This is a genomic window from Streptomyces sp. NPDC096132 (assembly GCF_044763345.1).
Lineage (GTDB): Bacteria > Actinomycetota > Actinomycetes > Streptomycetales > Streptomycetaceae > Streptomyces.
The window spans coordinates 893,889-906,536 of sequence record NZ_JBIWGA010000001.1 but is presented as its reverse complement, the minus strand read 5'-3'; the positions used below and the strand labels follow the sequence as shown (position 1 = coordinate 906,536).

Annotated in this window: 12 protein-coding genes; 5 read left to right on the top strand and 7 right to left on the bottom strand. The window is 70.6% G+C overall.

Annotated features, from left to right (window positions below; all coding sequences use genetic code 11):
* Positions 1-56 precede the first annotated feature (56 nt).
* Together ACIRF9_RS03875 and ACIRF9_RS03870 are read left to right on the top strand one after the other, a co-directional pair.
* Entirely contained in the window at positions 57-734 is a 678-nt protein-coding gene (locus ACIRF9_RS03875; protein WP_403815765.1) for a macro domain-containing protein, read from the top strand.
* Between the two features lie 111 nt (positions 735-845).
* Positions 846-1,697: an intradiol ring-cleavage dioxygenase gene (locus tag ACIRF9_RS03870; RefSeq protein WP_403815762.1), complete on the top strand. Its 852-nt coding sequence runs from the start codon at positions 846-848 to the stop codon at positions 1,695-1,697.
* Between the two features lie 136 nt (positions 1,698-1,833).
* Here ACIRF9_RS03870 and ACIRF9_RS03865 read toward each other — a convergent pair whose 3' ends face one another.
* The 7 genes from ACIRF9_RS03865 to ACIRF9_RS03835 form a co-directional block, all read right to left on the bottom strand.
* A complete protein-coding gene (locus ACIRF9_RS03865) occupies positions 1,834-2,742 on the bottom strand; it encodes a sulfite exporter TauE/SafE family protein (RefSeq protein ID WP_403815759.1) in 909 nt (302 codons plus the stop codon).
* Between the two features lie 108 nt (positions 2,743-2,850).
* A complete protein-coding gene (locus ACIRF9_RS03860) occupies positions 2,851-3,309 on the bottom strand; it encodes an Rrf2 family transcriptional regulator (RefSeq protein WP_358982699.1) in 459 nt (152 codons plus the stop codon).
* A gap of 34 nt (positions 3,310-3,343) precedes the next feature.
* Positions 3,344-4,855 (bottom strand): alpha-N-arabinofuranosidase, encoded by a 1,512-nt coding sequence (locus tag ACIRF9_RS03855; protein WP_403815756.1) that lies wholly within the window; start codon positions 4,853-4,855, stop codon positions 3,344-3,346.
* Positions 4,856-4,920: 65 nt separating this feature from the next.
* Positions 4,921-5,886, bottom strand: coding sequence for an arabinan endo-1,5-alpha-L-arabinosidase (locus tag ACIRF9_RS03850; protein WP_403815754.1), 966 nt, complete (start codon positions 5,884-5,886; stop codon positions 4,921-4,923).
* A gap of 10 nt (positions 5,887-5,896) precedes the next feature.
* Complete coding sequence (locus tag ACIRF9_RS03845) at positions 5,897-6,748, bottom strand: carbohydrate ABC transporter permease (RefSeq protein WP_403815751.1); 852 nt, start codon at positions 6,746-6,748, stop codon at positions 5,897-5,899.
* Positions 6,745-7,689, bottom strand: a complete 945-nt coding sequence (locus tag ACIRF9_RS03840) for a carbohydrate ABC transporter permease (RefSeq protein WP_403815748.1) — start codon at positions 7,687-7,689, stop codon at positions 6,745-6,747. The genes ACIRF9_RS03845 and ACIRF9_RS03840 overlap by 4 nt, the downstream gene beginning before the upstream one ends.
* Entirely contained in the window at positions 7,686-9,044 is a 1,359-nt protein-coding gene (locus tag ACIRF9_RS03835) for an extracellular solute-binding protein (RefSeq protein ID WP_403815745.1), read from the bottom strand. Before ACIRF9_RS03835 ends, ACIRF9_RS03840 begins: the two co-directional genes overlap by 4 nt.
* A gap of 269 nt (positions 9,045-9,313) precedes the next feature.
* Here ACIRF9_RS03835 and ACIRF9_RS03830 point away from each other — a divergent pair, with 269 nt between their 5' ends.
* The 3 genes from ACIRF9_RS03830 to ACIRF9_RS03820 are packed head-to-tail and all read left to right on the top strand — an operon-like array spanning position 9,314 to position 12,617.
* The gene (locus ACIRF9_RS03830; RefSeq protein ID WP_403815742.1) at positions 9,314-9,928 is read left to right on the top strand and encodes a toxin-antitoxin system, toxin component family protein; all 615 of its coding nucleotides are present in this window, start codon (positions 9,314-9,316) and stop codon (positions 9,926-9,928) included.
* Positions 9,925-11,202, top strand: coding sequence for an MAB_1171c family putative transporter (locus ACIRF9_RS03825; RefSeq protein WP_403815739.1), 1,278 nt, complete (start codon positions 9,925-9,927; stop codon positions 11,200-11,202). The genes ACIRF9_RS03830 and ACIRF9_RS03825 overlap by 4 nt, the downstream gene beginning before the upstream one ends.
* Positions 11,199-12,617, top strand: coding sequence for an NAD(P)/FAD-dependent oxidoreductase (locus tag ACIRF9_RS03820; protein WP_403815736.1), 1,419 nt, complete (start codon positions 11,199-11,201; stop codon positions 12,615-12,617). The genes ACIRF9_RS03825 and ACIRF9_RS03820 overlap by 4 nt, the downstream gene beginning before the upstream one ends.
* Positions 12,618-12,648: the final 31 nt, after the last annotated feature.

Sequence of the window (12,648 nt, the reverse complement as noted above, 5' to 3'; positions counted from 1 at the left end):
GTGGCTTGTAGCGTCGTGATCACTGGAAAGACCGGGTCCCGACGGGAGTGTGGAAGATGACCGTGAACCGTGTGCAGCCGCCGCTCGAGGTGGTCCTGACGGACGTCAACGCCAAGGTGGTCGAGGCCTGGCGGGCGGCGTTCGCCGACACACCCGGGATCACGATCCGCAAGGGCTCGATCCTCGACACGACGGTCGACGCCTGGGTCAGCCCGACCAACGCGCGGGGCCTGATGAACGGCGGGGTCGACGCCGTCATCAAGCGGCACCTCGGCGCGGGGATACAGCTGCGCGTACAGCGGGCGATCCGCGACGAGTTCGGCGGACGGCTGCCGGTGGGCAGCGCGGTGTGCGTTCCGTCCGGGGCGACCAACCCGAAGTTCCTGATCTCGACGCCGACGATGGAGCAGTCCTCGCAGAACGTGAGCGAGACCCTGAACGTGGCCCTGGCGTGCGCCGCCGCGTTCCAGGCGATCCACCGGCAGAACAACGCGGCGCCCGGCAGCATCGGGTCGGTGGCGCTGGTCGGCATGGGCGCGCAGACCGGTCGGGTGCCGGCCCGGGTGTGCGCCAACTTGATGTGGACGGGCCACACGCTGTTCAACGACCACTGCTTCGACGACTACGACGACCTGCGCAACACGATCGTCGCGCAGCTCGACGACATCGAGAAGGCACCCGCCGAGGAACGGGTGCGCATCACCCCGCCCCGCCGCGCGACCGCCCGCCGCTGACTGGACTTGCCCCAACTCGCCGGGAATCAAGGGGCGTTGACCGTTGCATCCCCAGGTCCTTCACAGCCGCACATTAAGGATTTCCTCAGGTGCGCTCCTAATTTCTTCCGCATGACGGGAAACAACGAGCACGACGAGATCCTCGACAACACCGACAACCAGCAGCCCGGGAGGCATCGGCTCGACAAAAGCATGAAGCGCCGCCGCGTTCTGATCGGCGGCAGCGCGGTCGCCGCGGCCGGCGGACTGGCGATCGCCGGCATCGCCTCGGCCGACACCAGCAGCAGTGAGTCCTCCGCTTCGGCGGCCGAGGCGAAGGCCTCGACCTCCGCCTCCGCCGCCTCCGGCGTCTGCACCCTGAACGCCGAGGTCACGGAGGGTCCGTACTCCCTGGAGGGCGCCCTCGTCCGCGAGGACATCCGGGAGGACAAGGAGGGCTTCGAGGTCCAGTACACCTTCACCGTCGTCGACCAGGCCAACGACTGCGCGCCGCTCGCCGACGCGCTCGTGGAGATCTGGCACTGCGACGCCCTCGGTGAGTACTCCGGCTTCGTCGGCGGCAACGGCCACCAGGAGGAGGACAACGGCACCTTCCTGCGCGGCGGTCAGATGACCGACGAGAACGGCCAGTGCAGCATCACCTCGATCTGGCCCGGCCACTACGTCTCCCGCGCGGTCCACGTCCATATGCGGGTGCACACGGAAGTGACCCTCACGGACGACTCGTACACCGGCGGCGACGTCATCCACACGGGCCAGCTGTTCTTCGACCCGGACATCAACGAGGAGATCCAGGCGACCTCGCCGTACTCCGCCAACACCACCAAGGAGACCGCTCTCGCCGACGACAGCATCTACGACGACGGCGGCGCCTCCTCGGGCCTGCTGACCCTGACCGCCCTCGGCTCCAGCGTCTCCGACGGCTACAAGGCGACCCTCACCGTGGGCGTCAACTCCGCCTGACCCCCAGGGCGGTGCCCACCCACCCCCGCCGCGGCCCCCAGCCACGCACTGGTCAGGGCCGCGGCGGAACGGCGGCCCGCTCGACGAAGCTGCCCTGGTCGAGCGAGCATCGAACAAGCCCGGCGGCGGTCCTTCCTCAGGCCGCCGCCGGCTCGCGTTCCGCGACGGGCGCCTCGGCCGCCCGCTCCCTGCGGTGCGCGCGGACCGAGTGGGCGACGGCCGCGGCCCACGCCGCGTACAGGACGACGTAGACGAGGGTGCTCACCGAGTCCGGCGCGGCCACCCAGTCGCTCCTCAGCAGCGTGCGGATGTTGGTGACGACGATGACGCCGCCGACCGCCGAGCCGAGGACGCGCGGCGGGAGGAGGCGGACCAGCCAGGCGGCGAGGGGCGCCGCGACCATGCCGCCCAGCAGGAAGGCCAGCACCCAGGGCCACTTCAGGCCCTGCGAGCCCAGCGAGAACAGAAAGCCGAGACTGGCCGCCAGCGCCACCAGGAACTCGCTCGTGTCCACCGAGCCGATCACCTTGCGGGGCTCCATCCGGCCGCTCGCCAGCAGCGCCGGTGTGCCGACCGGACCCCAGCCGCCACCGCCGGTCGCGTCCAGGAAACCGGCCACCAGGCCCAGCGGGGTCAGGAACCGGCGGCGCAACGGCTGCCCCAGACGGTCCTTCGGCAGGCCCCGGAAGGTGAACCGGGACATCACGTACAGGCCCAGCCCCAGCAGGATCAGGGACATCGCCGGCTCCGCCACCTCCGTCGACAGCCGCGACAGGACCGTCGCGCCCAGGAAGGAGCCCACGGCTCCCGGCACGCCGATCCGTGCGACGACCTTCCAGTCGACGTTCCCGAAGCGCCAGTGCGAGGCGCCCGACATCAGCGTCGTCCCGATCTCGGCGAGGTGGACCGTGGCCGAGGCGGCGGCCGGGTTGGTGCCCATGGCCAGCAGCAGCGTGGTCGAGGTCACCCCGTAGGCCATGCCGAGACTGCCGTCCACGAGCTGGGCGCCGAGGCCCGCGAGGGCGAGCAGTACGAGCGTACGCATCCTGGATACCGTTTCCCTGTTCCCTGCTTTCCCCACCGGTTAGGTGGGGTTGAACGGGAAGCGAGGGTAGGCGCCCGAGCTGAGAGCAGGATGTGAAACCTGTGAGACTTACGGGTTCTCCCAAGCCGCCGGCTCCGCCGCCAGTTCCTTCACCGGCTCCGGCAGCGCGTCCGCCGCGATGTCGGCGACCGTGACCCCCTCCAGGATCCGGCGCACGTTCGCCCGCAGCGCGATCCACAGCGGGAGCAGGGGCTGGGCGGAGCCCGTGTAGGAGAGACCGGTGGGGCGTTCGCCCCGGACGGAGACGATCGGGCCGTCCACCGCCCTGATCACGTCCGCGACGGTGATCGACGCGGGATCGCGGGCCAGACGGTAGCCGCCCCCTCCGCCGCGCCGGCTGTCGACCACACCGGCCCGGCGGAGGTCGCCGAGGATCCCTTCCAGAAACTTGTGCGGAATGTCCTGCGCGGCGGCCACCGTCTCCGCCTTCACCGGGTCACCGCCCTGCCGTACGGCGAGCTCCAGTACCGCCCGTACCGCGTAGTCCGCCCGTGCCGAGATCCTCATGCGGACATTGTGACGCGCCGCGCGTCCCACGGGCTCAGGCCAGCCGGATCACGTTCCAGGACAGCGGTTCGAGTACGGCGGTGAGCGTGCCGTCCGCCAGCGCCGTGCGCTCGGCCGGGTGCGGGAGGACCCGCTCGGGTTCGGCGAGGGTGTTGCGGGCGTCCGGGTCGGCGTCGGCCAGCACGGTGTGCTCGACGACCGAGGTGAGGTCGAGACCGTTCAGGGCGACGTCGAGAGGCAGGGCCTCGGTGCGGCTGCGGTTGACGGCGAAGACGGTGACCGTGCCGTCCTCGGCCCGGACCGCCGTCGCGTGCAGCAGGTCGGTCTCGCCGTACTTCTTCGTGTCGTACGTCGGTGAGTCCACCCGTACGTCGAGCACCTGGCCCCGGCCGTGGCGGGCGGCCTGGGCGAAGGGGAAGAACGTCGTCTGCCGCCAGGCCGGGCCGCCGGGCTCGGTCATGATCGGGGCGATGACGTTGACGAGCTGGGCGAGACAGGCGACCGTGACGCGGTCCGCGTGCCGCAGCAGGGCGATGAGGAGGGAGCCGAAGACGACGGCGTCCAGGACGCTGTAGTTGTCCTCCAGGAGGCGGGGGGCCTCCGCCCAGTCCCGCTCGCCGGAGTTCTCGATCTCGTGCCACTTCGAGATGTACCAGACGTTCCACTCGTCGAAGGAGAGGTTGATCTTCTTCTTGGACTTGAGCTTCGCGCCCACGTGGTCGGCGGTGGCGACCACGTTCTCGATGAAGGACTCCATGTCGACGGCGGAGGCCAGGAACGAGTCGACGTCACCGTCCTCGGGCTGGTAGTAGGCGTGCAGGGAGATGTGGTCGACGAGGTCGTACGTCTCGGCGAGGACCGTCGCCTCCCACTCGGCGAACGTGGGCATGGACTGGCTGGAGGAGCCGCAGACGACGAGCTCCACCTCCGGGTCCATCTGGCGCATCGCCCTGGCCGTCTCGGCGGCGAGACGGCCGTACTCCTCCGCCGTCTTGTGGCCGGTCTGCCAGGGGCCGTCCATCTCGTTGCCCAGGCACCACAGCCGGATGCCGAAGGGGTCCTTGTCGCCGTGCGCGGCACGGAGGTCGGACAGGGCGGTGCCGGAGGGGTGGTTGGCGTACTCCTGGAGTTCCAGGGCCTCGGCGACACCGCGGGTGCCGAGGTTCACCGCCATCATCGGCTCCGACTGTGGGCCCACCTTGCGGAGGAAGTCGATGTACTCGGAGAGGCCGAAGCGGTTCGTCTCCGTCGAGCGCCAGGCGAGGTCGAGACGGCGGGGGCGGTCCTCCTTCGGGCCGACCGAGTCCTCCCACTTGTAGCCGGAGACGAAGTTGCCGCCGGGGTAGCGGATGGCGGTGACGCCGAGTTCGCGGACCAGGTCCAGGACGTCCTGGCGGAGGCCTTCGGCGTCCGCGGTGGGGTGGTCCGGTTCGAAGATGCCGGTGTAGACGCAGCGGCCGAGGTGTTCGACGAAGGAGCCGAAGAGGCGGGGGTTGACTTCGCCGATGGTGAAGGCGGGGTCGAGGGTGAAGCGGGCGGTGCTCATTTTGGCCTTTCGGTTCAGTTTTGTCTGCAGGTGATATGTGGCTGGTCGCGCAGTTCCCCGCGCCCCTAACGCACTACTGGCCAACCGTTCTTTGTCCAGTTCAGGGTGTTCAGCCCCAGCTTCGGCGTGCCGCCGTCCTCTGCGTCGTAGTAGTGGTACGCCAGGACGTCTCTGCCTCTGTCCTTGAAGACCGACTCTCCGCCCGTGCCCACATAGCGGCCGTGTCCCGCCAACAGCAGGTCGCCGCCTCCGTCCAGCAAAGACGTGCCCGTGCTGTCCACGTACGGGCCGGTCACCGACGTCGCTCTGCCCACCCTGATCTTGTAGGTGGAGTTCACGCCCGCGCAGCACTGGTCGTACGAGGCGAACAGGTAGTAGTAGCGGCCGTGGCGGACGATGTAGGGGCCCTCCACCGCGTACGGGGCGTCCGGGCGGGTCGCCAGGTGGTGGACCGTGGCGCCCTGGACGGCCTTGCCCGTCACCGGGTCCAGTTCGACCATGCGGATGCCCGTCCAGTACGAGCCGAAGCTCATCCAGAGGCGGCCGTCGGCGCGGATGAGCGCCGGGTCGATCGCGTTCCAGGAGTCGGTGCGTTCGGAGGTGAAGACCTTGCCGTGGTCGGTCCAGGTGCCGGGGAGGCCGGTCGGGGAGGTGGCCACGCCGATCGCGGAGTGGTTCGTGCCCCAGGAGGAGACCGCGTAGTAGAGCCAGTAGCGGCCGGCCCGGTAGGAGATGTCGGGGGCCCACGGGTCGCCGGTGTCGTTGTACTCGTACCACCAGCTCGGGGGCGTCGCGAAGGCGTTGCCCGCGTCGTCCCACTGGACGCGGTCCTTCGAGGTGCGGGCGCCGATGACGCCGCCCGTCGAGTACGCCACGTATCCGCCGGAGTTGAGGTGGATGACGGTGGGGTCGTGGATGATCTGCTGGCCTGTGATCGGCTGGGGGTCCGGATATGTCACGTCCGCCTGCGCGGTGCTCGGCAGGAGGGCCACCGCCGCCGCGGTGAGGAAGCTCGCGAGTCTGAGGTGCACGGGATCTCCTCTACTGGCCGGCCAGACCGGTGTGGGCCACGCCCCGCACGATCTGGCTCTGGAAGAAGACGAACACGACGATGAGCGGCAGGCCGGCGATCAGGCCGCCCGCCATGAGCTGGGGCCAGACGATGCCGAAGGCGTTCTGCACGGTGGCGATGCCATTCGGCATGGTCATCAGGTCGGGGTTGTTGGTCACCATGTACGGCCACAGGAAGTTGTTCCAGGAGGCGATGAACGTGAAGATGCCGACGGCGGACAGGGACGGTTTCGACAGCGGGAGCACGATCGTGAAGAAGATCCGCCAGCGGCCCGCGCCGTCGATGAAGGCCGCCTCCTCCAGCTCCCTCGGGAGCGACTGGAAGAACGTGTAGAGGATGTAGACCATCGCCGCCGGGGCGCACTGCGGCAGGATCATGCCCCAGTAGGTGTCGACCATGCCCAGCGACTGGACGGTGGTGAAGAGCGGGACGCCGAGGATCGCCGGGGAGAACATCAGGCCCGCCATGGTCAGTGCCATCAGCGCCGACCTGCCCCGGAACTCGGTGCGGGCGAAGCCGTATCCGGCGAGCGAGGACACCAGCAGGACCAGGAACGTGACGCAGACGGACACCACGACCGAGTTCACGAACCAATTGGGGATGTTGCCGGCCTCCAGGACCGCCTTCCAGGACTCCAGGGTGAGGTCGTCGGGGATCCAGTGCGGGGAGGCGACCGATTCGGCGGGGGTCTTGAGGGAGGTGGACAGGGCCCAGACCAGGGGGGCGAGCCAGATGAGGGACAGGGCCGCCGCGACGAGGGTGAGGGCGATCTGGCCGGGGGTCCAGGTGCTGCGGGGCTTGCGCAGGACGGGAGTTGTCATCGGGTCGCGGCCTCCTCGCGGTTGCGCAGCAGCCACATCCGGCCCAGGGCGACGGCCGCGATGATGAGGAACAGGATGAAGGAGATCGCAGAGGCGTAGCCCACGCGGTAGCTGGTGAAGCCCTCTTCGAGGGTGTACTGCACGAAGGTGCGGGTCGATTCCTCAGGGCCGGGGCCGAACTGGTACATCACCACGGCCTGGTCGAAGACCTGGAGGGACGCCAGGATCTGCAGGGCGAAGACCAGGCCCGTGATGTTGCGCAGGTTCGGGACGGTGATGTGCAGCAGCCGCTGCCAGGCGTTCGCTCCGTCCAACTCGGCCGCCTCGTAGAGGTGTCGGGGGATGTTCTGCAGGGCCGCCAGATAGAGGAGGAAGGAGAAGCCGACCGTCCACCACAGGGTCGCGATCACGACCGCGAGCATCGCCGTGGACTTCTGGGTGAGCCAGGGGGTGTCCCAGCCCAGGACGTGGTTGACCATGCCGTTGGTGGGCTGGAACAGCCACCACCACAGGTTGCCGATCACGGCCGAGGGGAGCAGGAACGGCGCGAAGAAGCAGAGCCGCCACAGCCACTTGAAGTGGACGGTGTGGTGGGCGATCAGGGCCATCAGCAGGGCCACGACGACGATCAGCGGGACGACGTAGAGGGTGAACTGGACGCTGTGCCCCAGGGAGTCCCACACGAGGTCGTCGCGGAGGGCCTCGCGGTAGTTGTCGAGGCCGACGAAGCCGGAGTCGTCGCCGGAGATGTTGGCGTCGGTGAAGCTGAGGTAGAGGCCCCGGACGACCGGTACGAGGACGAACAGGCCGTAGAGGACGAAGAAGGGGGCGACGAACCAGCCGCCGTGCTGGAAGCGCCGGCCCCAGCGGGCGCGGGCGGAGTCCGAGACGGCTGAGCTGCGGGCCGGGAGGGCGGTGCCCGCCTGGGCGAGGGTGCTCATGCGGTGGCCCCCTTCAGTTCCTCGGCGGCCGTCCGGCCGTCCATCGGGTTCTTCGCCGCCAGGAGTTGTTCGAGGGCGGACTTCATCCGGCGGGCCGCTGCGGCCGGGTCGGCGGAGCCGAGGTTGGAGGAGGCGACGATCGGGCCGACGCGCTGGGCGAGGATGCCGGTGGAGCCCGCGAACCAGATGTGGGGTTCGGTGGCGGGGTGGTCCATCGCGGGGCGCGCGTACTCGTTCTGGGGGGCCAGCTTCAGATAGGCGGGGTCCTCGAAGGTGGGCAGGTAGGCGGGGACGTGGCCGCCGTTGGCCCAGGTGGTGGCGTGGGTGACCATGTAGGCGGCGAGCCGGTAGGCGCCCTCGTTCGCGGCGCCGCCGCGGTTCGCCTGGTGGGGCAGGATGAAGGAGTGCGACTCGGCGTGGGTGGCCGGCTTCCCGAAGACGGGGGGCAGCGGCTGGGCGCCGTACTCGACCTTCTGGGAGTTGAAGTACGGCACCGACCAGTTGCCCTCCCAGGTGAAGGGCGAACCGGCGAGGAAGGCCTCGGCGTCGGCCTCGCCGACCGTGACATAGCCGTCGGTGACGTGCTTGCGGAAGAACTCCAGGACCTCGGTGGCCTTGTCGGTGTCGAAGGTGACGTCGGTGTGGTCGTCGCTGAAGTAGGTGCCGCCGAGCTGCTGGTAGAAGGCGACGAAGAACCACCAGCAGAAGTTCTGGTCGTTGGCGTGCAGGCCGAGGGTCTGCTGTCCCTTCTTGAGCTGCGCCCTGGCCGCCTTGAGTACGGCGAACCACTCGTCCGGCGAGGTCGCGGCGGGGAGGCGGCCGTCGGCGTCCAGGAGGCCCGCCTTCCGGCAGACGTCCTTGCGGTAGAAGCTGAGCTGGACGTGGATGTCGAGCGGCAGGGCGTACAACTTGCCGTCCACGATGCCGCGTTGCCACAGGACCGGGTTGAAGTCGGCCTCCCGGACGCCGTGCTGGGCGAGGAGGTCGATGTCCCAGGGGTCCAGGAGGCGGCCGGGGGCGAAACCGGGGATGCGGCCCTGGTGCATGACGGCGAGTTCGGGGGCGCGGTTTCCGGCCGCGGCCATGGCGAGCTTGGTGTAGTAGGGGCCGCCCCAGGTGAGGGTGGCGTCCTTGACCGCGATGTCCGTGTTCTTCTTGCGGAAGGCGTCCACCATGGCGACCTGGTTGGCGCCGTCGCCGCCCTGGAAGAGGTTCCAGTAGCGGACGCGGGTGCGGCTGCCCGCGGCCAGCGCGTCGGCGCCGGTGCCGAGGGTGGCGAAGCCGAAGCTGCCCGCGACGGTCAGGCCGCCCGCGGCGGCGAGAAGTTGCCTGCGATCCAGGCCAGGTTGTCCCATACCTTGCCCCTGTCGTCCCGTCGTCGTGTCGATAGCGTCGTCGTTCGACATTTCGAATCTTGCCCGTAACTTCGAACGGGACCGTAAAATCGATGCGCTTGCGCGTCAATGGTTTCGACAGGACTTCTGATAGCGCTTTCTATCACCCTCCGCCCTGAGCTCGGTCGGTTCTTTTCGTGACGCGGACACAACCAGCCGCGTAGGCTCGAACCGCTGCCGAGAGGCGGCGGACCGGCGCCGTACGGCGGTGAGAAGGGGGACGGGACCTGATGGACATCGCGGGCGCGCGCGGGACGGCGGCCCGGATCGCCTCCGCGCTGCGGCGCCCGAGGACCGGCCCGGCCATGCGCGGGCTGGCCGGCGAGCTCGCCGCCGCGCTGCGGGCCCGGCCCCGACGGCCGGCCGGGGTGCGGGAGGTGTCCCGCGCGCTGTGCGAGGAGATGGCCGCGCGGCGCGGCGGACGTCCCGTCGAGCTGCGGTTCGAGCGGTTCCCCGACGAGATCGGGGTGACCGGACTGTGGGTGGAGTTCCGCGACTTCGACCTGGTCATCGTGGAGGAGCGGGCCGAGGCCGTGCAGCAACTGGTCATCCTGGGCCATGAGCTGTGGCATCTGCACGCCGGGCACCGGCACCACCACCACGGCGTCGGCACCGAGGCGGCGGGCGTCCTCGCCGGACCGCGCGGCTGGGAGTCCCTCGCCCTGACCGTCGCCGCCCGCAACGGCTCCCGGGAGGCCGACGAGGCCGACGCCGACGACTTCGGCCACCGGCTCGCGGCCCGCTTCAGGCGCTATCTCTCCGAGAGCGCGGCCGGGGCCGACGGGGAGGCGTCACCGGTGCAGCGGACGCTGGGCTATCGCGGGCGCGGGGGCACGGCCCGATGACGCACCTTCTCGCCGCCCCCGGGGAACTCCTGGCCTCCGGCTCCGCCGGACTGGTCGGCCGGCTCTACATCTCCTTCTGGATCCCGACCGCCGTCCTGTGCGCCGCCCTGGCCATCAAGCTCCCGACCATCATCCGGCTGTGGCGGGACCCCCTGCTGCGCGCGGTGGGCGGGCTGCTGCTGCTCGCCTGCGCGGTCTTCGTGTTCGTGGCGCCGTCGACGATCGCCTGGACCAACCGGGTCACGGGCGTGCCGAACATCTCGGCGCCCTGGTGCTACTCGCTCCTCACCGCCTTCGCCGGCTCCTGCCTGCTGCTGATCATCGCCTGGCGCAACGGCCTGTCCGGGCGCTCCCCCGCGACCCGCCGCGCCATGCGCTGGGTGATCTGCACCTACAGCGGTGTGATCGTCGCGCTGTGGGTCCTGTTCTTCCTCGCGGACGCGCCCGTGGAGCGGCTGCGGGACCTCGACACCTACTACGCCACGACGCCCTTCATGCGCGAGGAGATCCTGCTCTACCTCCTCGCCCACTGCGTGGCCGTCCTCATCACCTCACGGCTGATCTGGAACTGGGTGCGCACCGACGGCCTCGACGCCTGGCTGCGCTCGGGTCTGGTGTGCCTGGGCATCGGCTACGGCCTGAACCTGCTCTTCGACGCGTTCAAACTCACCGCCGTCATCGCCCGTTGGACCGGTCACGACCTGGACTGGATGAGCACCGGCGTGGCACCGCCCGTCGCCTGTCTGTCCGCCATCCTCGTCGCGGCGGGCTTCATCCTCCCGCACGCCGGCCAGTACCTGCACGACCGCTGGCGGGTGCGTACGGCCCGCCGCGAACTGCGGCCCCTGTACACGCTGATGCGGTCCGTCCACGGCTCCGGTGTCCCGCTGGCGCTGCGCGCCACCCCCGAGCTGCGGCTGATCCGCCGGGAGACGTTCATCAGGGACGTGCTCCTCGGGCTCGCCCGGCACATCGACGAGGAGCAGGTACGGCGGGCGTACGCCGCCGCGCTCGACCTGGGCTTCCCGGTGGAGCGGGCGCGGGCGCTGGCCGCCGCCGTGGGCATCCAGGACGCGGTCGCCCGCAAGATCCGAACACCCGACGCCGAGAGCACCGGCCACCCCGACACCACGGACCTGCTCCGGGAGATCGGGGCCGTCTCCCGGGCCCTTCGCACCCCCGACGACCTGGTGGCGGTCCGCACCCGCGCGGCCGCCGCACGAGAGCCCGGCGAACGGGCTCCCGCAGCAGAGAGCAGCGTTCCACGTCCATGAGTTCCACGACTGACCGCACCGCCACCGCCGTCGTCCTCGGTGGCTCCCTCGCCGGCCTGCTCGCCGCCCGCGCCCTGGCGGACGTCACCGGCCGGGTGACCCTCGTCGAGCGCGACACCCTGCCGGCCGGCCCGACACCGCGCAGGGGTCTGCCACAGGCCCGGCACGCGCACCAGCTCTGGTCCGGTGGCGCACGAGCCCTGACCGAGCTGGTGCCGGACATCGACGAACGGCTGCGCGCGGCCGGGGTGCGCCGGCTGCCGGTCACGACGGACATGGTCGCGCTGTCGCCGTACGGCTGGTACCGGCGGTGGGCCGAGTCGCACCACATGCTGCTCGCCAGCCGCGACCTGCTGGACGCGACGGTACGGGCGGCCGTGCTCGCGGACGAGCGGATCGAGGTGCGGGAGCGGACCGAGGTGGTGGGCCTGACCGGCTCGGGCGCGGCGGTGACCGGCGTACGGATCCGGGGGGTGGGCGGCGAGGGTGGTGAGGGCGGCGAGGAGGTCCTGTCGGCCGACATGGTCGTCGACGCCACCGGGCGTGGGTCGCGGGCCGCGCGGTGGCTGACCGGTCTCGGACTGCCCGAACCGGAGCGGCGGGAGGTCGACTCCGGGGTGGCGTACGCCAGCCGGCTCTTCCGGGCGCCGGAGGCCGCACGCCACGCCTTCCCGGTCGTCAATGTCCAACCCGACCCGAGGACCGGGGAGCCGGGCCGGGGTGGAGTGCTGCTGCCCATCGAGGACGGGCAGTGGCTCGTCACACTGTTCGGGTCCCGTGGGGGCGAACCGACCGCCGACCCGGGCGACTTCGCCCGCTACGCCCGCGAGGAGCTGCGGCATCCGGTCATCGCCGACCTCGTCGAGCGGGCCGAGCCGCTGAGCGAGGTGGCGTTCACGCGGACGACCGCCAACCGGCGTCTGTTCTACGAGCGGATGCCCGCCTGGCCGGAGAACTTCGCCGTCCTCGGTGACGCGCTGTGCGCCCTCAACCCGATCTACGGGCACGGCATGTCGGCCGCCGCGCAGGGAGCGCTGGCGCTGCGGGACGTGACACGGCGTCATGGACTGGGCTCGCCGGGGCTGTCCCGGCGTGTCCAGAAGGCTGTCGCGCGGCCGGCCGCTGCCGCGTGGGACCTGGCCATCGGCATGGACGTGTTCTATCCGGGGGCCACCGAGAACGGTCCCACTCTTCGGGAACGCCTGCTGGCCGGGTACGTCGGACGCCTGCTGCACACCGCCACGGGCAATGGCCGGATCGCCCGCCGGGTGACGGACGTGACCTCTCTGGAGCGGGGTCCTGAGGCCCTGGTGACGCCGGGCGTCCTGCTCGCGGCCCTCGTCGGCCCCCTCAAGCCCCCGCTGACCGGCCCGCCGCTGACCGGAGACGAACTCAAGCGGGCGGGGCTGCGGTAGCCGGGGTCCCCTGGGGCTGGGCGGGGGTGGG